Origin of the sequence: Actinomadura terrae (assembly GCF_022751215.1) — a bacterium.
In the GTDB taxonomy this organism is placed as follows: Bacteria; Actinomycetota; Actinomycetes; order Streptosporangiales; family Streptosporangiaceae; genus Spirillospora; species Spirillospora terrae.
The window spans coordinates 399,416-418,267 of the sequence record NZ_JAICDG010000006.1; the positions used below are offsets into that span (position 1 = coordinate 399,416).

Here is an 18,852-nt window from a genome sequence, read left to right on the forward strand (position 1 = left end):
GTTCTGGCTCCCCCCGGCTCGGCAATTCCTAGGAGTCCCGCGGTGAAAGGCCCTCTGGGCAGCAAGTACATCCTTGAAGAGGTGATCGGGCGCGGCGCCACCGGCGAGGTGTGGCGCGGGCGGACCCACGAGGGCGAACGGCTCGCGTTCAAGCTCCTGCACGACACCCTCGCCCGCGACCCGGAGACCGTGAACCGCTTCCTGCGGGAGGGTTCGATCCTCCGCGAGGTCGTGCACCCGCACCTGGTGCGGGTGCACGACCTCGTCGTGGAGGGCGCGACGCTCGCGATCGTGATGGACCTCGTCGAGGGCTCGGACCTGCGCGCGCCGCTCGCCGCGCACGGCGCGATGCGTCCGGGCGACGCCTGCACGGTCGCCGCCGAGACCGCCTCGGCGCTCGCGGCCGTCCACGACGCGGGCGTCGTGCACCGCGACGTCAAGCCCGAGAACGTGCTGCTGGACACCCGCCGGACGCCGCCCGCCGTCCGGCTGACCGACTTCGGCATCGCGCGCATCGCCGAGCAGACCGGCAGCAAGTCGACGATGCTCGTCGGCACCGCCCCCTACATCGCGCCGGAGCTGGCCGACGGGCAGCCGCCGACGCCCGCCACCGACCTGTACGCGCTCGGCATCATGCTCTACGAGATGTGCTGCGGCGTGACGCCGTTCGCCGACCAGTCCATGCTGGTCATGTTGCAGCGGCACGGGCACAGCGCCCCCGGCCGGCCGCCCGGCATGCCCGGCGCGCTGTGGGAGCTGATCGTCGCGCTGCTCGCCAAGGACCCGGCGGCCCGTCCGGGGCCCGCGGGACGCGTCGCGATGCTGCTGGAGGCGCTCGCCCGCGACCTGGAGGCGGTCCCCGCCGCCGAGACGCTGACCGAGCCGCCCGAGCCGGTCGCCGCCCTGCACGACGCCGACACCGCACTGTCGATGCGCAACCCCGGGCGCGAGTCCGGCGGCACCGGGAGCGGGGGCCGGCGCGGACGGCGGCGGCGCTCGCTCGCCATCGCCGCCGTCACCGCCGCCGTGGTCTGCGCGGTCGCGGCGGGCGGGTACGCGGCCACCCGCGACCCCGGCTCGGGCGAGAACCCCGGCCCGGCCCCGGTCACCCCCATCGCGAAGAGCGAGGGCGGCGACCCTCCGGCGACGCCGTCGCCCAGCAGGGCGCGCGCGTCCTACGGGCCGAACCAGGTCCCCGACCTCGTCGGGCTGCCGGAGGCCCAGGCCCGCGCGCTGCTGCCGTCGTCGGTCGGCGTGCAGATCCGCCGGGAGGCGGCGCCGCCCGGCTCGCCCGACGGCGTCGTGCTCGACCAGGACCCGAAGCCCGGCGCCGACCTGCCCACCACGCTCCAGCTGACGGTCTCCTCCAAGCAGGCGATCCAGTACCTCGCCGACATCGAGCCCAGCGCCGGCGACCGGATCAAGACCGGCACCGAGGCCGCGAAGCTGCGGCTGTCGGGCCACCCGCAGCTGCACGCGATCGGTGTCGAGGGCTCGCCCTGCGGCAACGAGACCGGCACCGTCGAGTACGACCTCGGCCAGCACTACACCCGGTTGCAGGGGCTCGCGGGCGTGGACGACAACTCGGCCGCCGCCAAGACGCAGGTGACCGTCGAGTTCTACGGCGACGCCCGCAAGCTGAAGTCGATCACCACCACGCTCGGCAAGTCGCAGGACCTCGAGGTCGACGTGCGCGGCGTGCTGCGGCTCACGCTGCGGTGGACGTTCAGCGGCGGCGACGCGTCCCGCTGCGACGGCGGGACGCTCGTGCTCGGCGACGCCCAGCTCGTCGCGGCGGCGGGGTACGTGCCGCCCTCCACCGAGTCGCCGAACCCGACCCTGCCGGGCGGGTGAGCGCGCCCCGGGACCGGCCGGGCCGCCTCACCGTGACCGCCGCCGGGCGGGCCCGCGAGTTCGCCGCCGGCGACCGGGTGCTGGTCGGGCGCGGCGCCGGATGCGACGTCGTGCTCGCCGACGCGCGCGTGTCGCGGCGGCACCTGGAGCTGGTGCGGGGCGACGGCGCGGACGGCGGCTGGGTGGTCCGCGACCTCGACAGCGAGAACGGCACCTGGCACGAGGGGACGCGGCTCACCGCGCGGCCCGTCGGCGCCGGGCTCGCCGTCCGGCTCGGGGACGCGGGCGACGGCCCGGTCGTCGAGTTCGTCGCCGACCTCGCCGAACCCGGCGCGACCGGCGGCCTCGACGCGGCGGCGGACGCCGAGGGGGCGTCCCACGAGCCGGTGCCGCTCGGGCGGAGCCTGACGATCGGGCGCGGCCGCGGCAACACCGTCGTGCTGGACGACCCGCTCGTCTCCCGCGCCCACGCGCGGATCGTGCTCGGGCCGCGCGGGCACGTCGTCCAGGACCTCGGCAGCGCCAACCTGACGTTCGTCAACGGCGACCGCGCGACCCGCGCGCCGCTGCGGGACGGGGACGTGCTGACGTGCGGGCGCACCCGGTTCGTCCGGATCGCCGACCGGCTGCACTTCCTGCCCGCGACCCCCGACACGGGGCTGGAGGCGTCGGGCCTGGCCGTGCTGACCCCGGCGCGGCGCGCGGGCGGCGGCGAGCCCCCAGCGCCCGCCCTGACGCTCCGGCTGGCGGGCCCGTCGCTGCTGGCGGTCGTCGGGCCCGCGGGCTGCGGGAAGTCGACGCTCCTGGCGCTGCTGGCGGGACGGCGGCGCCCGGCGGCGGGCCGCGTCCGCTACGAGAGCCAGGACGTGCACGCCAACGCCGAGGTCCGCGCGCGGATCGCGGTCGTGGCGCACGAGGCCGAGAGCCATCCGCGGCTCACCGTCCGGCAGGTGCTGTCCTACGCGGCCGAGCTGCGCCGTCCCCGCGACATCGGCGGCGCCGGGCGCGCGGCGGCGGTCGCGGGCGTGCTGGCCGAGACGGGGCTGGGCGAGTCCGCGCACCTGCGGGTGTCGGCGCTGGACGAGGACCGCCGCCGGCGGCTCGCGATCGCCTGCGAGCTGATCACCGACCCGTCGCTGCTGCTCGTGGACGAGCCGCTCGCGGGCCTGGACCCCGGCCGCGCGCGCGAGATGGTGCGGCTGCTGCGGCGGCTCGCCGACGCGGGCCGGCAGGTCGTGCTGGCGACCCGGGAGCCCTGCGAGCTGGACCGCTGCGACTCGGTGCTGGTGCTGGCGCCCGGCGCGCAGGAGGCCTACCACGGGCCGCCGTCCGGGCTGCGCCGCCGGTTCACCTCCACCGCGTGGGCCGACGTGTTCGACCACCTGGCGAAGGTCGCCGAGGCCCGCTCAGGGCTCCTCGGGACCGCCGCCCCGCAGCCCCTCCCGCCACCGGCCGTCCCGGCGGGCGCCGTCGTGCGCGACCCGGCCGTGCGGCGCCGCGCCCTGCGCGACGCGCGCGTCCTCGCGCGGCGGCGGCTCCGGCTGATGGCCGCCGACCCGGCGGGGACGGCGCTGATCGCACTGGTCGCGCCGCTGCTGACGCTGCTCGCGCTGGGCGTCGCCGACGAGTCGGGACTCGCCGTCCCCGGCGGCGGCGCCCGCCGCGCCCTGCTCGTGCTCGTGCTCGGCGTGGCCGCGGCGTCGGCGCTGCCCGCCGCGCGGGACCTGGCCGCCGAGCGCGCCGTGTACGCGCGCGAGCGGGCCGCCGGGCTGCTGCCCGAGGCGTACCTGCTCGCCAAGGTCGCGGTGTTCGGCGGGGTGGCGGCGGCGCAGGCGGTGCTGGCCGTCGTGCTGCTGCGGGCCGTGCGCCCGGGGCCCTCCGGCGCGGCGCTGCCCGGCCTCGGCACACCGGAGATCGCCGTCGCGCTCGCGCTCACCGGCGTCGTGTGCGCGCTGCTCGGCATGGCGGTCGCCGTGCACGTGCCCGCGCCCGAGTGGGTGCTGCCCGTGGTCGCGTCCGTGACCGCGCTCCAGCTCCCGCTGTGCGGCGGGCTCGTCCCGCTGTCGGGCGAGCCGCTGCTGGCGGGGCCCGCCGGCCTGCTGCCGGCGCGGTGGGGCTTCGCGGCGCTCGCCTCGACCGTCGACCTCGGACGCGGCGACGGCGGCCCCGACGTCCTGTGGGAGCACAGCGCGCCCGTCTGGGCGCTGTGCCTGCTCGTCCTCGCCGCGCAGGGCTGCCTCGCGGCGTTCCTCACCCTGCGGCGGCTCCGCCGGTGAAGCAGGCAACGCCGGTGACCGGGCACCCGGTCACCGGCGTCAACCGCCCTGCCTTACCTGGCCTGCCTCACCTGTCCCCGGCCTCGCGGTCGACGTGCACCACGACACCGGCGCGGGGCACCGCGCTCAGCGCGGCCACGATCCAGTACGCGTGGCCGAAGGGAAAGGCGGCCTCGCCCGCCCCGGCGGCCATCGCGACGGCCGCGACGATGAGGCCGACGCGGGTGAGAAGGTCGACCGCGATGACGGCGGCCGCGCCGTGGACCCGGCGGATCCGGATTTTCCGGGACATCGTCTCCTCCTGCTGGTTCGCCCGTTCCGACGCGTCCCAGGGTCCGCCGGAAGGGGCCGCGCGCTCTGCTCCCCGATCAGGGAGCGGACGCGTCGTCCATGCAGGAGGACCATTTGTTGGCCTGCACGCGCCTCCAGTACACGTCCTCCAGCAGCGCGAGGTGGCGGTGCCCGAGGATGTCGTAGTGGATCAGCGCCGAGGCGACGGCGGTGTGCCCGATCGTCCCCTCCGCCGGGAGCAGGGTCCGCGCGACCAGCTTCTTGGTCAGCGCCTTCAGATGGTCGTTGACCTTCCCGGTGAGCAGCTCCTGGAGGCGGGGCTCCCGGTCGACCACCCGCAGCAGGTAGTGCGCCTCGGTGAGCTCCAGCGCCTGCCTGCCGATCTCGGGGACGGTCGGCAGCCGCGCCACCTTCGAGGCGTCCCGCAGCCACGGCGCGCACAGCAGCAGCGCGACCATGAACTGGCGGGTCTCGGGGTTCATCGTGATCCCGGCGACCGTGCTCGACCGGCTCCCGCTCGGGGCGGGCAGGACGGGCTCCCCGCTCGGCCCGAGCCCCGGCAGCCGCACGTGCACGGCCCGGTTCTCCCGGATCATCAGCGCGGACCCGACGAGCGCGCTTCCGGCCGTCAGCACGCACGCCTCGGCCGGGTCGCCGGGCAGCCGCGGCCGCAGCCGCACCGGCTCGGGACGGGTCCTGCCGGGGTCCTCCCCCACCGTCCCGGCCTCCACGACCAGCGCGTGCTTGGCGCTGAGGTTGACCAGCCGCACGCCGCCGTCCTCGACCGTGATCTCCCCGACCCGGCGCGACATCCAGCGGTTCCGCTCGCCGAAGGCCAGGTCGACGCCCGGGCCCCGGCCGAACGTGAGCCGCTCGCCCGGCCGCATCCGGCGCGGCGGGCCCTCCGGGCCGCTCACCTCGACCGCGCCCTCGTCCGTGCCGTCGTCCTCGCCCTTATCGGCGTTCAGCATCGTGTCCTCGCAGCTCGTCCGTCCGTGGGCCGAGCATCCTCCTTCGGCGTGGACGGCGCGCCCGCGCGGCCGAACCCGGACGCGCGGATCACTAGGCCGTTCCGGGGGGTGTGGGGGGTCGTCCCCCCGCAGGAGACCGGACGGGAAGGGTGATCGTGAGGATCGTCCCGGCGGCGGGCGGGCTCTGGACCTCGACCCGGCCGCGCAGCGCGCCGACGCGGTCGGTGAGCCCGGCGAGGCCGCCGCCCGGGACCGCCGCCGCGGCGCCGACGCCGTCGTCGCGGACGCGGGCCACGATCCGCTCGGGACCGGCGCGGACCTCCAGGTCGACGCGCTGGGCCCGGGCGTGCTTGACGGCGTTCGCGACCGCCTCGCACAGCGCGAAGTACAGCGTGGACTCGATCTCGGGCGGGAAGCGGCGGGCGGGCAGGTCGAGCCGCACCGGCACCGGGGCGCGGGCCGCGACCAGCTCCAGCGCGGGGCGCAGACCGGCGTCGGCAAGGATCGCCGGGTGCACGCCGCGCGCCAGGTCGTCCAGCTCGGCGACGGCCTCGGCCAGCTCCCGGCGGCACGCGGCGGCCTGGGCGCGGGCGGACGGCTCGGCGGCGGCCGCCTCCAGCGCCGCCAGCATCGCCTCCAGCGCGCGCAGCCGCCGCCGGGCGCTGCGCTGGAGGTCGGCGGCGAGCCGCTCCCGCTCGGCCGCCTGCACGCGGACGAGGCGCTCCCGCGCGGCGCGGGCCCGCTCCAGGTGCGCCTGGGCGGTGGCCTGGAGCCGCACGGTCTCCAGCGCGCGTCCCCCGGCGGCCAGGGCGGCCTCGACCAGCGGCTCGTGGTCGCGGAGCGCGGCGGCCAACTCGACGAGGGCGAGCGGCGCGCCGCCGGACGAGCGCATCTCGTGCCGCCAGCGGCCCGGGGCGCGGGGGCCCGGCGGGGCGCGGTGCCCGGCCTCGTCCACGTAGGCCGCCTCCCCGGGCGACCAGAACCAAAGGTCGAGCGTGTCGTCGCGCAGGACCCCGCGTAACGCGTCGCGGACCTTCTCGACGGTGAGCGGGTCGGAGAGGCGCTGCATGCGCTCGGCGACGGTCAGCTCGGCGAGCCTGCCCCGCAGCGCGGTACCGAGGAAGGCGAGCGGCAGCACGGTCGCGCAGACGCCCTGGACGAGGTAGACGCGCAGCACGTCCTCCAGCCGGACGTCGCCGCCGGCGATCGAGCCCTGGCTCGCCACGGCACCGGCGGCGGCCACCGCCATCGCGGCGACGACCGGGGCGGTGAACGCGCGCTCCAGCCGGCTCGTGCGCGGCAGCCGCCGCAGGAGGATCGCGACCAGGAACCCGCCGAGGCCGACCAGCGACCCCGTCAGCACGCGCAGCGAGCCGTCGAAGACCGCGCGGTCGGGGAACAGCGCGGGCCAGGTCGCCGACGGCGCGAAGCCGTTCCACTCGGGCCGGGACGTGACGCACAGCAGCACCTGCCCGCCGAGCAGCACCAGCGCGGCGGCCGCCGTCCAGAGCCGGGCGGTGGCGCTCAGGCGACCCGACGGGTACAGCAGCACGCCGGTGCCGACCGCGAGGTAGAACACCGACTGCGCGAAGACCGAGACGAGCGGCGCGGCGCCGGTGTCCCAGCTCGCGGTCCAGGTGACCGCCCAGGCGGCGGAGGCGACGGTGAACAGCGGCCCGGTCCGGCGCCCGGACCGCCCGGCGGCCAGCACGCCGCCCGCGACCGCGAACCCGCCGCAGCACGCCGCGGTGACGGCGGCGGCGCCGGGGGCCTCGCGCCAGTACGGCCAGCCGCAGACGACCGAGCCAGCGGCGACGGCCGCGCCCACGCCGGCCGCGCAGCGCACCCGCGCGCCGAACCAGAGCGGCGTCCGCCGGCCGGGCACGGACCTCACCGGCGCCCCCTCCATGTCGAGGCCCGCGCAGGGACCTCGGCACACGGGAGGGCGGGGGCCGCGAGCGGGTCACCTTGAGCGACCGGACTCGCACCGTCAGTCTTTCCGACGCCCGCCGTTCACGCTAAGGCTCGTTACCCGATTGATGCGCGGGACCGCGGAGGCGGGCCCTCGGCGCGGCCCGCCGGCGCCGCCCGTCAGCGCGGTTCGGCGGCGCGCAGCCAGGTCAGGACGGCGAGGACGCGCTTGTTGCTGTCCTGGGGGCCGCCCGTGGCCGAGGAGGTGATGCCCAGCTTCGTGAAGATCGACCGGACATGGTCCTCGACGGTCCGCGCGGACAGGTGCAGCCGCCTGCCGATGCCCGCGTTGGAGTGCCCCTCGGCCATCAGCGCGAGCACGCCGCGCTCCCGCTCCGACAGCCGCGCCAGCTCGTGCTCGCGGTGCCGGGCCTCGACGAGGCGGCTCACCACGTCCGGATCGATGACGACCTCGCCGCGCATCACCCGCTCCAGCGCCGAGCGCAGGTTCTCGACGTCGGTGACGTGGTCCTTCAGCAGGTACCCGACGCCGCGCGGCTGGTCGCGGAACAGCTCCATCGCCTGCGGGGTCTCGTTGTAGGCCGACAGGACGAGCACGCCGAGGCCCGCGTGCCGCTCCAGCAGCCGCCGCGCGGCGACGACGCCCTCGTTGGTGTGGGTGGGCGGCATGTGCAGGTCGACGATCGCGACGTCCGGCGGGTCGCCCGCGACGCGGGCCAGCAGCTCCTCGCCGGACGCGGCCGACACCGCGACCTCGATGCCGACCGTGGTGAGCAGGGTGACCAGCGCCTGCCGGAAGATCCCGCTGTCCTCGGCCACGGCTACCCGCATGGCAGGACCATCCTCACCGTCGTGCCCCTCGCGGGATCCCCGTCCACCGTCACCTGCCCGCGCAGCGCCCGGATCCGCCCGGACAGGCCCGCGAGGTCGGCGGCGGGGTCGCCGGGGCTCCCGCCGTCGTCGCTGACCTCGGCGACCAGCCGCGCCCCCTCGGGCCGGACCCGCACGGTCACGGTCGCCGCCCGTGCGTGTTCGACAGCGTACGACATCGCCTCGCAGAGGACGGCGTAGAGCGTCGACTCGATCTCGCTGGAGTAGCGCTCCGGGGCGACCTCCAGCCGGACGCGGGTGCCGATCCGCTCGGCGACGACCTCCAGCGCGGGGGCGAGGCCGCCCTGCACGAGCAGCGCCGGCCGCACCTCGCGGGCCAGCGCCCGCAGCTCGGCGAGCGCCTCCATCAGCTCGCTCCGGCAGGTCCGCGCGTGCTCGCGCACCGTGCCGTCGGCCGTCACCGCCTCCAGCGTGCCGAGCATCGCGCCGAGCGCCAGCAGCCGCTGCTGCGCGCCGTCGTGCAGGTCGCGGGCGAGCCGCTCGCGCTCGACCGCCTCGGCCCGGACGAGCCGCTCGTAGGCGGAGCGGACCTGCTCCAGGTTGGCGTGCACGGTCGCCTGGAGCCGCGCGTTCTCCAGGGCGCGGCCGCCCGCCGCGAGCGCCGCCTCGACGAGCGAGCCGTGGTCGCGCAGCGCCCCGCCGAGCTCCACGACCGCGAGGGGGTCGCCGGACGGCGTCAGCACCGTCCGCCGCCAGCGGCCGGGCCCGGCGTCCGCGGCGAGGTCGGCGGGGCGCCCGCCGGTGTCGACGTAGAGTTCCTCCGCGGGCGCCCAGAACCACAGGTCGAGCGACGGGTCGTGCAGGACGTCCCGCAGCGCGTCGCGGACGCGCTCCACGGTCACCGGCGCCGTCAGCCGCAGCATCCGGCCCGCGACCGCCAGCTCCCCGAGCCGGACGCGCAGCCCCGACGCGAGCAGGGTGAGCGGGACGAGCCCGGCGACCGCGCCCTGCACCGCGTACACGTCCAGGAGGGCGTCCAGCGGGACCGACGCCTCCATGACGGGCTTCTGGGTCAGCGCGGCCGACACCCCGACGAACGCCAGCGCGATCGTCACCGGCAGGGTGAGGACGCGGCCCAGCCGTCCCAGCCGGGGCAGCCGGAGCAGCAGCACGGCGGCGAACGACAGCGCGAGCAGCAGGTAGAGCCCGGAGGACACCCGCAGCACGATCCGGAACAGCCCGAGGTCGGGGAACGGCGCGGGCCACCACACCGAGTCGCCGCGGAACGCCGCCCACTCCGGTTCGGAGGTCAGCCACAGCGCCGTCGGGCACGCCACGAGGACGACGCAGGCGGCGGCCGTCCAGATCCGGTCCGCGCGGTACTCCAGCCGCCCGGTCGGGTACAGCAGCACGCCGACGCCGAGCGCGAGGTAGAACTCCGCCTGCGCGTACGGCGAGATCATCGGGCCGACCCCGGCGTCCCAGCTCGCGAACCAGTTCAGTGCCCACGCGGCGGAGGCGGCCACGAACGACAGGCCCGTCCGCCGGGTGCGCCCGCCGGTCGCGAGCAGCACGCCCTCGGCCGCGATCGCGGCGCAGGCGGCGAGCGTGACCGCGGCGGCGGCCGGGTGGCCGCGCCAGTACGGCCATCCGGCCGCGAGCGCCAGCGCCGCCACCGCGAGCCCGGCGACGAGCGCGCGCCTCGCCTCGGGGCCGAACCACGGGGGCGTGCGGCGCCGCCGCGGGCCGGATATCACCACGACCACCCTGTCCATGTTCGGGACGGCGGGCCGGTCCTGCCACCGGAAACCCACGGGGGTCGGGCCCGTGCTTTCCCGGGTGCGGGCACGCCGTCACCGCCCGCGTCCGGAGGCTCGCCCGAAGTGTCGTGGACACCGGGGCGTCCCGCGCGGGCCGTTATCCGATCGATGCGCGGCCGGGCCGGGACCGGTGCCCCCCGGGTCCCGGGACGGCCCGGGACCGGTTCCCCTTGACCCGGGACGCACTTCTGTGAGAAATGCGAATTCGCGCCGCCGTCCAATGACTTCGAAAGGGGCGCCGAACGACCGGGAAAACCCCGGAAACGGGCCCGGGTTCGCCTGGATTGCCAGGGCCACCGGCCTTTGCGACGCTCGGGACAACTGCGAAGGGGAGCCGCGGGAAAGGAGCACGGGGGAATGGATCACGAGATGGCGGAGCGATATGACGCGCCGGTCCTCACGGTGGCGAAGGCGCGGCGGGTCAGGGCGCGGCGCCCGCCGCCCGCGGGGGTCCGCCCGCGCTACCGGACGATCATGGCGGTGGACATCGAGGGCTCGGCCACCCGCACCGACCCGGTGAAGGCCGAGCTGCGCGGGACGCTGTACCGGCTGCTGGAGGAGGCCTTCACGCGGGCGGGCATCGAGGAGCGCCACCGGGAGGAGTTCGTCGACCGGGGCGACGGCGCGCTCGTCCTCGTCCGCCCGATGGACGAGGTGCCGAAGACGCTGCTGCTGCACGCGGTGGTGCCGACCCTGGCGGAGCTGCTGGCCGGCCACAACGCGGGGCTGACACTCGGGCCGGGGCGCGACCGGCGGATGCGGATCCGCGTCGTCGTACACGCGGGCGAGGTGCAGAGCGACGGGCGGGGCAGCTTCGGGGAGGCGCTCGACGTCGCGTTCCGGCTGCTGGACTGCCCGGAGGCCAAGGACGCGCTGCGGTCGGCGCGGGCGCCGCTGGTGCTCGTGGTGTCGGAGGACATCTACCAGTCGATCGTCCGGCACGGGTACGAGGGGATCGACGCGCGCGCCTACCATCCGCTCGTCCGGCTGGAGGTCACCGGCAGGCGGCACCGGGGCTGGGTGCGGGAGGCCCCGCCGACCGCCCGCGGCGAGGTGCCGCTCGTCGGCTGAGGCGGCCCGCGGCCGCACCATCGACGGGCGTGCGCGCTCTGGTCACCGGGCCCCCGCCGGCCCGCGGGGGCCCGGTGAGACCGCGGTCAGGGACCCTGCGGGTCCACGATGCCGCGGTCGACCCAGAACGGCTCCATCAGCGAGCGGAGGCGGTCGGCGCCCACCCGCTCCAGAACGTCCAGCGCGGCGATGTTGCCGGTGAGCTGCTCCATGCTGGTCGAGCCGAACAGCACGGTGCTGGTGGACGGGTGCGTGAGCGTGAACGCGATGCACAGCTGCGCGGGCGTCGCGTCCAGCTCCCTCGCCAGCTCCGCGATGCCCTTGGCGGCGTCCTGGATGCGCGGGCGGATCTCGCCCGGGTCGCGTCCGATCTGCCGGGACGCGCCGGACTTGCCGGCGAGGATGCCGCCCTCCAGCACGTCCGAGGCCTGCATCGACACGCCCGCCGCGAAGACCTCCTCGAACGGCTCGCCGTCGGGGATGGCGCGCCGGCACGGGCTGTACTTGAGTTGGGCGAGCTGCGGCCCGGGCGACCCGGCGGCGAGCGCGTGCTCGCGGATCTCCAGGATCGTGGCGGCCGACCAGTTGTTGACGCCCCAGCAGCCGAGCAGGCCCTCGCGCTCCAAATCCGCGAGGTCCTCGGCGAGCCCCCGCAGATCCAGGTCGTCGCTGCGGATGTCGCCGAGGACGGCGACGTCGGCGTGGTCGACGCCCGCGCGGAACAGCGCGTTGGTGAGCTGGTCGCGCATGGAGTGCTCGGGGTAGCCCTCCAGCCACAGCTTGGCCGACAGCAGGTAGTCCTCGCGCTCGATCCCGGCGGCGCGGACCATCGCCGAGAACAGCACGTCGGTGAACACCGGCGGGTGGCCGGGCATCCCGTAGACGGCGACGTCGAACATGTTGATGCCGGAGTCCACGGCGTGGCGGAGCATCGCGACGGCGTCGCCGAAGTCCATCCGGTCGTAGGTGTGCCAGGAGCCGAGGGCGAGGACCCCCACCTCGGGGCCTGCCGAGCCGAGACGGCGGCGGGGAATGCTGGTGGACACGGTGTTCCTCATCGGTGTGGGTGGATGACGGCCTTGACCTGCTCCTGCCGCTGCATGGCAGCGAGGGCCTCGGAGGCCCCGTCGAGCCCGTCCGGGGCGCTGAACAGCTCGTCCCAGGCGAAGCGGTCCTGGAACGTCCGCAGGAACTCGACCGAGCGGTAGTAGTCGCCGACGTCGCCGTTCAGCGAGCCGAGGACGTTCAGCTCCTTGCCCATGATCGCGCCGAGCGCGAGCTGCTCGGGCTGCGGTCCGGTGCTGCCGACGATGACGAACCGGCCGCCGAACGCGGCCATGCCGACGGCCTCGGCGCCCACGCCGGGGGCGCCGGCGAGGTCCAGCACCAGCTCGGCGCCGCGCCCGCCGGTCGCCTCCATGACCGCGGCCTGCCGGGCGTCGGCGTCGCCGTCCAACCCGATGGTCAGGTCGGCGCCGAAGCCCCGGGCGAGTTCGAGGCGCTGGTCGGGCGCGCCGATCGTGATCACCTTGCCGGCGCCGGCGACGCGGGCGACGGCGGTGGCGACGATCCCGAGCGCGCCCGCGCCCTGCACCACCACGGCGGACCCGGGCCGCACTCCCCCGGCCCGGTCGAAGGCGTGCAGGACGGTCTTGACCGCGCAGCCCGCGGCGGCGGCCCAGGTGTCCTTCACGTCGTCGGGCAGCACGACCTTCAGCGCGCCCGGCGTCACGTAGTTGTGCCCGGCGAGGCCGCCGGTGGCGTACGGCGGGCGGTCGGCGCGCTGGAGGAACCCGTAGCCGCGCTCGGCGCAGGCGACGGGGTTGCGCAGGACGGTGCAGCCGTAGCAGTGCCCGCACACCGACTCCGACCAGCCGATGCGGTCGCCCACCTTGACGGTGCGGCCGAGCGCGTCGCGCGTCCCCGGTCCGACCGCGCACACGGTGCCCATCATCTCGTGGCCGAGCACGATAGGCAGCATGTCCGGGAAGGACATGGCCCCCGACCACAGGTGCACGTCCGTCGCGCACAGCGTCGCGCAGTCGACGCGGACGACGGCCGCGCCAGGCTCGCACTCGGCGGGCAGCGGCAGTTCCTCGATGCTCAGGACGGCGCCGTGCTCGCGCAGCACCGCCGCCCTGGTCGACGTCAGATCCGGCATGGGACGTCTCCTCGTCTCGTTACCTGCTGTGGGCGGTGTCCCAGACCTCGCGGCGGCTGCGCCACCACAGGAGCACGAGGATCACCAGGAAGGGCACGACGCCCTGGTACTTCTGGATGGAGTCCACGGAGGACGACATGCCCTCCAGGCAGCCGAGGATCAGGCCCCCGGCGAGGGTCAGCGGCAGGCTCCGGAACGCGCCGACCATCGCGACCGCGAGCGCGGTGCTGATCAACCCGGACAGGGCGCCGAAGTCGCCGCCCAGGCGGGGCGCGACCAGCACGATCACCAGCATCGTGATCGCGCCGACGCCGGCCCAGACGCCGACGGCGAGCCGCGGCGCGGGGATGCCGACGACCTCGGCGGTGCTCGGCCGCTCCGACAGCGCCTGCAACTTCAGCCCGATCCGCGTCCGGGTGAGCAGCAGCCCGACGGCGAGAGTGATCAGCACCGCGAACGCCAGCGAGACCAGCACCGACTGCGGGACGACGACGCTGCCGACCGTGAAGACCGGGTCGCCGAACGGGTTCGGGAAGCGGTGCGCGCCGGTGCTGTTGCCGCCGAACAGCCGCAGGCCGATCGCGCTGAGCGCGACGAACAGGGCGACGGTGACGGCCGCCTTCGTCCGCTCCCGGTGCCCGGCGAACCAGCGGACGAGCGCCGCGCCGAGCAGCCCGGACAGCAGCGCCGCCGACAGGGCGCCGATCAGCAGGGCGACCCAGACGTTCCAGCCCTTGTCGGTGAGCGACACCATTATGAACGCGCCCATCGCGCCGACCGCGGTCATCGCGAAGTTGACGACGGCGACCAGCCGGTAGCACAGGACCACGCACAGGCCGAGCAGGGCATAGCCGCCGCCGCTCGTCAGCCCGGCGATCACAGAGTTCACCATCGGGTTCCTCCGGGTGGGGCCGGGCGCGCGCGGTGGCCGCGCGCGCCCTGGCGAACGGGGCTCAGTTCTTGCCCGGGACGGTGAAGCCGCCGGGCAGGACCTTCCAGCCGCCCTTGTCGGCCTTGACGAAGCGGCTGCCCTGGATGGGGTTGTGCTCGTTGCCCGGACCGAACACGTACGGGGTGCCGACCATCGGGTAGTTGACCGGCTTCATCTCCTTGAACGCCTTGGTCACCGACTCGCGGGTGATGTCGCCCTTGATGGTCTTGAGGACCTGGACGAACACGTCCGCCGCCATGACCGCGCCCTGGCTGAACGCCGTCTTCTGGATGCCGTTCTTCTCGACGAGCTTGGCCCAGCGGTCGTTGCCCGGCAGCGTCGGGTCGGTGTAGGGCTGCCACTCGGTGCCCGCGTAGGCCGTCATGTCCGGCGGGATCGTCTTGGCGTTGGCGTCGGTGTAGCTGTTGGCCGCGAGGATGAAGTCGGTCTTCTGCATGCCCTGCGTGCGGGCCTGCGCGAACCAGGGGCCGACCGTCGCGTTGTACAGGACGGCCTGGCAACCCGCGTTCTTGTCCGCGACGAGGTAGCGGGTCGGGTCGCCCTGGCCCACCGCGAGGTTCTTGTGCGCGAGGGTCTTACCGGTGATCTCGGTCCACTTCTTGATGGCGCCCTCGATGCCGCCGCCGCTGCCCGGCAGGACGGTGTAGTCGATGCACACCTTGTCGCGCTTCAGCGTCTCGGACGCGTAGTACAGCATCGCCGTCGTCAGCGCGTACGGGCCGGGGTTGACCGGCGCGATGTTCGGGCTGGTGAAGCAGGCCGGGTCGACGCCCACGGCCGGGATCGAGACGACCTTGTTCTTGCTGTAGGTGGCGCGGTTCAGCCCGCAGTCCACGGCGCTGGACGAGCCGGCGAGCGCGACGACCTTGTTGGACTGGATCAGCTCGCGGGCCGCCTGCCCGGACCGCGAGGGGTCCATCGCGTCGTCCTTGCTGATCAGCTCCAGCTTGCGGCCGTTGATGCCGCCGGCGGCGTTGACCTCCTCGAAGACCGCCTTGACGGCCTTCGGGACCTCCGGGGTCTGGAACAGGCCGGTGATGCCGTTGATCGCGCCGACCTTGATCGGCCCGTCGCTGCCGCCGGAGTCGTTACAGGCGGTGGTCAGCGAGAGGGTGAGCGCGGCGACCGCCGCGACGGAGATGTATGTGCGTTTCATCGCAATAGGCCCTTGTTTTTTGCGGGGTGGGATGGGTGTGGGTGACTGGTCGCGGGTGGTCAGGTCGCGGGTACGTCCGCGGCACCGAGGTAGGCGGCCCGTACGGCGGCGTCCGCGAGGACGTCCGCGGTGGGGCCGGAGGCGATCACGTGCCCGAAGTCCAGGACGGTGACCTCCTCGCAGGTCGCCTGCACGAGCTCCATGTCGTGCTCGACGAGCAGGATCGAGACGCCGAACGCCTCGGGGACCCGGGTGAGGCGGTCGCCGAGCCGGAGCGACTCGGCGGCCGACTGCCCGGCGGCCGGCTCGTCCAGCAGCGCGACCTTGGGCCGGGCCGCGATCGCGGCGGCCACGTCCAGCAGCCTGCGGGTGCCGGCGTCGACGATGGACACCGGGACCTCGCCGGGCGGGCAGCCGAAGAACTCCAGCAGCTCGTCGGCCTCGCCGAGCGACAGCCGCCGCCCGGCGCCGATGGCCAGGTACTCGTACTGGGTGAGCTCCGGTGCGATCGCGGTGGTCTGGAAGGTGCGGCGCAGGCCGCGCTTGGCCCGCACGCTCGGGCCGAGCTTGTCCAGCCGCTTCCCCGCGAGTTCCACCGTCCCCCCGTACCCCGCCACGAAACCGGTGACGGCGGAGATGAAGGTGGATTTACCTGCGCCGTTGGGGCCGATGAGCCCGACGACGGCGCCCTCGGGGACGGTCAGGTCGACGGAGTCGAGCGCGACGACCTCGCCGAAGCGGACGGTCAGCCCCTGCACGTCCAGGCACGGCTTGCGGTCGGCGGAGGCGCGCCGGGCGGGGACGGGCACGGCCGTGGCCCCGGGGCCCTCGGCCTCCTTGGCCTCCCTGGCCTCCTCGCCGTCCTTCAGCAGCTTGCGGGCGCCGCGCTCGCGCTTGCGCATGCGGGTGAGGTCGGTCTGGCTCAGCCCGCTCCGCAGGGCCAGCAGGGCGCCGACGCCGAACAGCACGCCGCCGAAGTCCTGCGGCAGCGACACCTTCTCCATGATCGTCGGCATGATCGCGCCGAAGATCCCGCCCATGATCGCGCCCTCGGGGTGGTGCGGGCCGATCATGATGGCGACGGCGAACAGCGCGAGGGACTGCCCCATCGCGAAGTTGCTCGGCACCACGAGGCTGAGCTGCCCGGCCAGCAGGCCGCCGCCGATGCCCGCGACGAACGCGCTGATCGCGAACGCGGCGAGCTTGCTGCGGGCGACCGAGACGCCGTGCGAGGCGGCGGACCGCTCGGAGTGGCGCAGCTCGTACCACGACAGGCCGAGCCGGGACTTGCCGATCATGCCGAGCGCGACCGCCAGCACCGTGAATACGATCACCGTGAACACGAAGTAGGACTCGTCGGAGACGAAGGGCTCCGGCCGGTCCAGCATCTTCAGCTCTTTGGCGCCGGGGAACGGGTTGGCGTTCCACACGATGTCGGCCGAGACGGCGAACCCGAACGTGACCACGGCGAGGTTGACGCCGCGGATGCGCAGCGCCGGGAGGCCGATGGCGACGCCGACGGGCACCGCCGCGAGGCCGCCGAGGACCAGCCAGACGAAGAACCCGCCCGGCGCGTCCGCGACGTTGAGCCGCAGGACGACCCACGCGCCGATCGCGGCGAACGACATCTGGCACAGCGACATGATGCCGACGCGCCCGACGATCACGCCGAAGCTCTGCATGATCACGGCGCTGACGACGGCGCTGATCGCGAGGTAGATCCAGTACGGGGACAGCACCGCCGGAAGGGCGACGCAGGCCAGCACGGAGAGGCCGAGCCCGATGGCGAGGCCGCGCTTGTCGACGAGGTTCATGGGCTTTCGCTCTCTTCCGGCCCGGTGGTGCTCTGGGTCGGGGTGGTCAGGGGCGGCCCGCCGAAGTACAGCCGGTGCAGCCGCTCGTCGTCGCCGCGCAGCTCGGAGCAGGGGCCGGAGAACACGACGCCGCCCTTGCGCAGCACGTGCGCATGGTCTCCGGCGGCCAGCGCCAGGTTCGCGAACTGCTCGATGAGCACCACCGCGATCCCCATCGAGGCCAGCTCACCGACCGTGGTCATGAGGCGGCGGACGACCAGCGGCGCGAGCCCGAGCGACATCTCGTCGATCAGGACGACCTTGGGCGCCGTCACCAGCGCGCGGCCGAGCACGACCATCTGCTGCTCGCCGCCCGACAGGTAGCCCGCTTGCAGGTTGCGGCGCTTCTCCAGTTCGGGGAACAGCTTGTAGACGGTGCCGAGATCGCCGTCGCCGGACTGGGAGACGAGCAGGTTCTGCTCGACCGTCAGCGTCCGGAACGTGGTGCGGGCCTGCTCGACGTAGCCGAGGCCCGCCCTGGCCCGCCGGAAGGTGGCGAGCTTCTCGATCGGCGTGCCGTCCAGCTTGATCGTGCCGGACCTGACCTTGGCGAGGCCCGCGATGCCGTCCATGAGCGTGGTCTTGCCGGCGCCGTTCGCGCCGAGGATGACGGTCACCGCGCCCGGTGCGGCGTCGAGGGTGACGTCGTTGATCACCGGCACCTCGGCCCGGTCGACGCCGACGCCCTCCAGGGCGAGAGCCGGAACGGTCATCCCTCGCCGCCGAACGCCGAGCGCAGCGCGGCCGCGGTGCGCGCGTGCGCGTCCTTCGCGACCGAGAGCTCGGTGGCGAGCGGGCCGAAGAACGCGTGGATCATGCCGTCGTAGCGGACGAGCTCGGCCTGCACCCCGGCCTCCTCCAGCCGTCTGGCGTACTCCTCGCCCTCGTCGCGCAGCACGTCGCACTCGGCTTCGAGGATGAGCGCCCGCGCGACCCCGGAGAGGTCGTCGGCGCGCAGCGGCAGCAGGTAGGGGTCGTCCAGGTCGCGCGCGTCGGACGGGTAGGTCGTGAAGAACCAGTCCATGCTGGACTTGGAGAGGAAGAAGCCCTCGGAGAAGTCGGCGTAGGAGGCGCGGCCGTCGTCGGGGTGGCCGAGGACGGGCGAGACCAGCACCTGGAGCGCGATCGCGGGGCCGCCGAGGTCGCGGGCCTTGAGCGCGGCCACGGCGGCGAGGTTGCCGCCCGCGCTCTCGCCGCCCACGGCGATGCGCGCGGGGTCGGCGTTGATGTCGGCGCCGTGCGCGGCGACCCAGGTGACGGCGGCGTAGGCGTCGTCGGCCGCGGCCGGGAAGGGGTCCTCCGGAGCGAGCCGGTAGTCGACGGAGACGACGACGGCGCCCGCCATGGCGCAGACCTTGCGGCAGGAGTACTCGTTCTCCTCCAGGCTGCCGATCGTCCAGCCACCGCCGTGGAACCAGACGAACGCGGGGAACGGCCCCTCACCCTCGGGCGTGTAGACGCGGACGGGAATGTCCCCGGCGGGGCCGGGGATCGTGGTGTCGACGGCGGAGCCGACGGGCGGCCGCTCGTCCTCGGGCAGCGTCCACATCAGCCGGAACTGCTCGCGCATGCTGGCCACGTCGAGCGGAGCCCCGGCGTTCGGGTCCTCGGCGGGGGTGCGGTCGATGATCCGCTGCGCCTCGGGATCCAGGGGCATCGTTTACCTCCGAAGGCCCGGTGTACC

15 protein-coding genes are annotated in these 18,852 nt (G+C 75.0%); 3 read left to right on the forward strand and 12 right to left on the reverse strand.

The genetic code is table 11. From position 1 onward, the window contains the following. Nucleotides 1-42: 42 nt before the first annotated feature. Both K2F47_RS33725 and K2F47_RS33730 read left to right on the forward strand, forming a co-directional pair. A complete protein-coding gene (locus tag K2F47_RS33725) occupies nucleotides 43-1,854 on the forward strand; it encodes a protein kinase domain-containing protein (RefSeq protein ID WP_242910156.1) in 1,812 nt (603 codons plus the stop codon). Then, nucleotides 1,851-4,130, forward strand: coding sequence for an FHA domain-containing protein (locus tag K2F47_RS33730; RefSeq protein WP_242910157.1), 2,280 nt, complete (start codon nucleotides 1,851-1,853; stop codon nucleotides 4,128-4,130). The genes K2F47_RS33725 and K2F47_RS33730 overlap by 4 nt, the downstream gene beginning before the upstream one ends. A 67-nt stretch (nucleotides 4,131-4,197) precedes the next feature. On the opposite strand, the gene K2F47_RS33735 is transcribed toward K2F47_RS33730, so the two are convergent. From K2F47_RS33735 to K2F47_RS33755, 5 genes are all read right to left on the reverse strand, one after another. Then, a complete protein-coding gene (locus tag K2F47_RS33735) occupies nucleotides 4,198-4,422 on the reverse strand; it encodes a hypothetical protein (RefSeq protein WP_242910158.1) in 225 nt (74 codons plus the stop codon). A 76-nt stretch (nucleotides 4,423-4,498) separates the two neighbouring features. Further along, on the reverse strand, nucleotides 4,499-5,392 hold the full coding sequence (locus K2F47_RS33740; protein ID WP_242910159.1) for an FHA domain-containing protein: 894 nt from the start codon (nucleotides 5,390-5,392) through the stop codon (nucleotides 4,499-4,501). A 91-nt stretch (nucleotides 5,393-5,483) separates the two neighbouring features. Then, nucleotides 5,484-7,286 (reverse strand): sensor histidine kinase, encoded by a 1,803-nt coding sequence (locus K2F47_RS33745; protein WP_242910160.1) that lies wholly within the window; start codon nucleotides 7,284-7,286, stop codon nucleotides 5,484-5,486. Nucleotides 7,287-7,483: 197 nt separating this feature from the next. After that, nucleotides 7,484-8,155 carry a response regulator transcription factor gene (locus K2F47_RS33750; protein ID WP_242910161.1) on the reverse strand — a complete coding sequence of 224 codons (672 nt, stop codon included), beginning with the start codon at nucleotides 8,153-8,155 and terminating at the stop codon, nucleotides 7,484-7,486. Beyond that, nucleotides 8,146-9,930: a sensor histidine kinase gene (locus tag K2F47_RS33755; RefSeq protein ID WP_242910162.1), complete on the reverse strand. Its 1,785-nt coding sequence runs from the start codon at nucleotides 9,928-9,930 to the stop codon at nucleotides 8,146-8,148. Before K2F47_RS33755 ends, K2F47_RS33750 begins: the two co-directional genes overlap by 10 nt. Before the next feature lie 414 nt (nucleotides 9,931-10,344). Between K2F47_RS33755 and K2F47_RS33760 the strand changes: the two genes are divergently transcribed. After that, the gene (locus K2F47_RS33760) at nucleotides 10,345-11,046 is read left to right on the forward strand and encodes a hypothetical protein (protein WP_242910163.1); all 702 of its coding nucleotides are present in this window, start codon (nucleotides 10,345-10,347) and stop codon (nucleotides 11,044-11,046) included. Nucleotides 11,047-11,132: 86 nt separating this feature from the next. Here the strand turns inward: K2F47_RS33760 and K2F47_RS33765 are convergent, their stop codons facing one another. From K2F47_RS33765 to lipP1, 7 genes are all read right to left on the reverse strand, one after another. Beyond that, nucleotides 11,133-12,092 carry an aldo/keto reductase gene (locus K2F47_RS33765; protein ID WP_242910165.1) on the reverse strand — a complete coding sequence of 320 codons (960 nt, stop codon included), beginning with the start codon at nucleotides 12,090-12,092 and terminating at the stop codon, nucleotides 11,133-11,135. A gap of 8 nt (nucleotides 12,093-12,100) precedes the next feature. Continuing rightward, on the reverse strand, nucleotides 12,101-13,207 hold the full coding sequence (locus K2F47_RS33770) for a zinc-binding dehydrogenase (RefSeq protein WP_242910167.1): 1,107 nt from the start codon (nucleotides 13,205-13,207) through the stop codon (nucleotides 12,101-12,103). 19 nt (nucleotides 13,208-13,226) lie between these two features. Then, nucleotides 13,227-14,099 carry a branched-chain amino acid ABC transporter permease gene (locus K2F47_RS33775; RefSeq protein ID WP_242910169.1) on the reverse strand — a complete coding sequence of 291 codons (873 nt, stop codon included), beginning with the start codon at nucleotides 14,097-14,099 and terminating at the stop codon, nucleotides 13,227-13,229. 61 nt (nucleotides 14,100-14,160) lie between these two features. Then, nucleotides 14,161-15,315 (reverse strand): ABC transporter substrate-binding protein, encoded by a 1,155-nt coding sequence (locus tag K2F47_RS33780; protein WP_242910171.1) that lies wholly within the window; start codon nucleotides 15,313-15,315, stop codon nucleotides 14,161-14,163. A gap of 59 nt (nucleotides 15,316-15,374) precedes the next feature. Further along, a complete protein-coding gene (locus tag K2F47_RS33785) occupies nucleotides 15,375-17,129 on the reverse strand; it encodes a branched-chain amino acid ABC transporter ATP-binding protein/permease (RefSeq protein WP_242910173.1) in 1,755 nt (584 codons plus the stop codon). After that, entirely contained in the window at nucleotides 17,126-17,881 is a 756-nt protein-coding gene (locus K2F47_RS33790) for an ABC transporter ATP-binding protein (protein ID WP_242910175.1), read from the reverse strand. The genes K2F47_RS33785 and K2F47_RS33790 overlap by 4 nt, the downstream gene beginning before the upstream one ends. After that, nucleotides 17,878-18,825 (reverse strand): LipP1 family hormone-sensitive lipase, encoded by a 948-nt coding sequence (gene lipP1 / locus K2F47_RS33795; RefSeq protein ID WP_242910177.1) that lies wholly within the window; start codon nucleotides 18,823-18,825, stop codon nucleotides 17,878-17,880. The genes K2F47_RS33790 and lipP1 overlap by 4 nt, the downstream gene beginning before the upstream one ends. Between the last annotated feature and the right edge of the window lie 27 nt (nucleotides 18,826-18,852).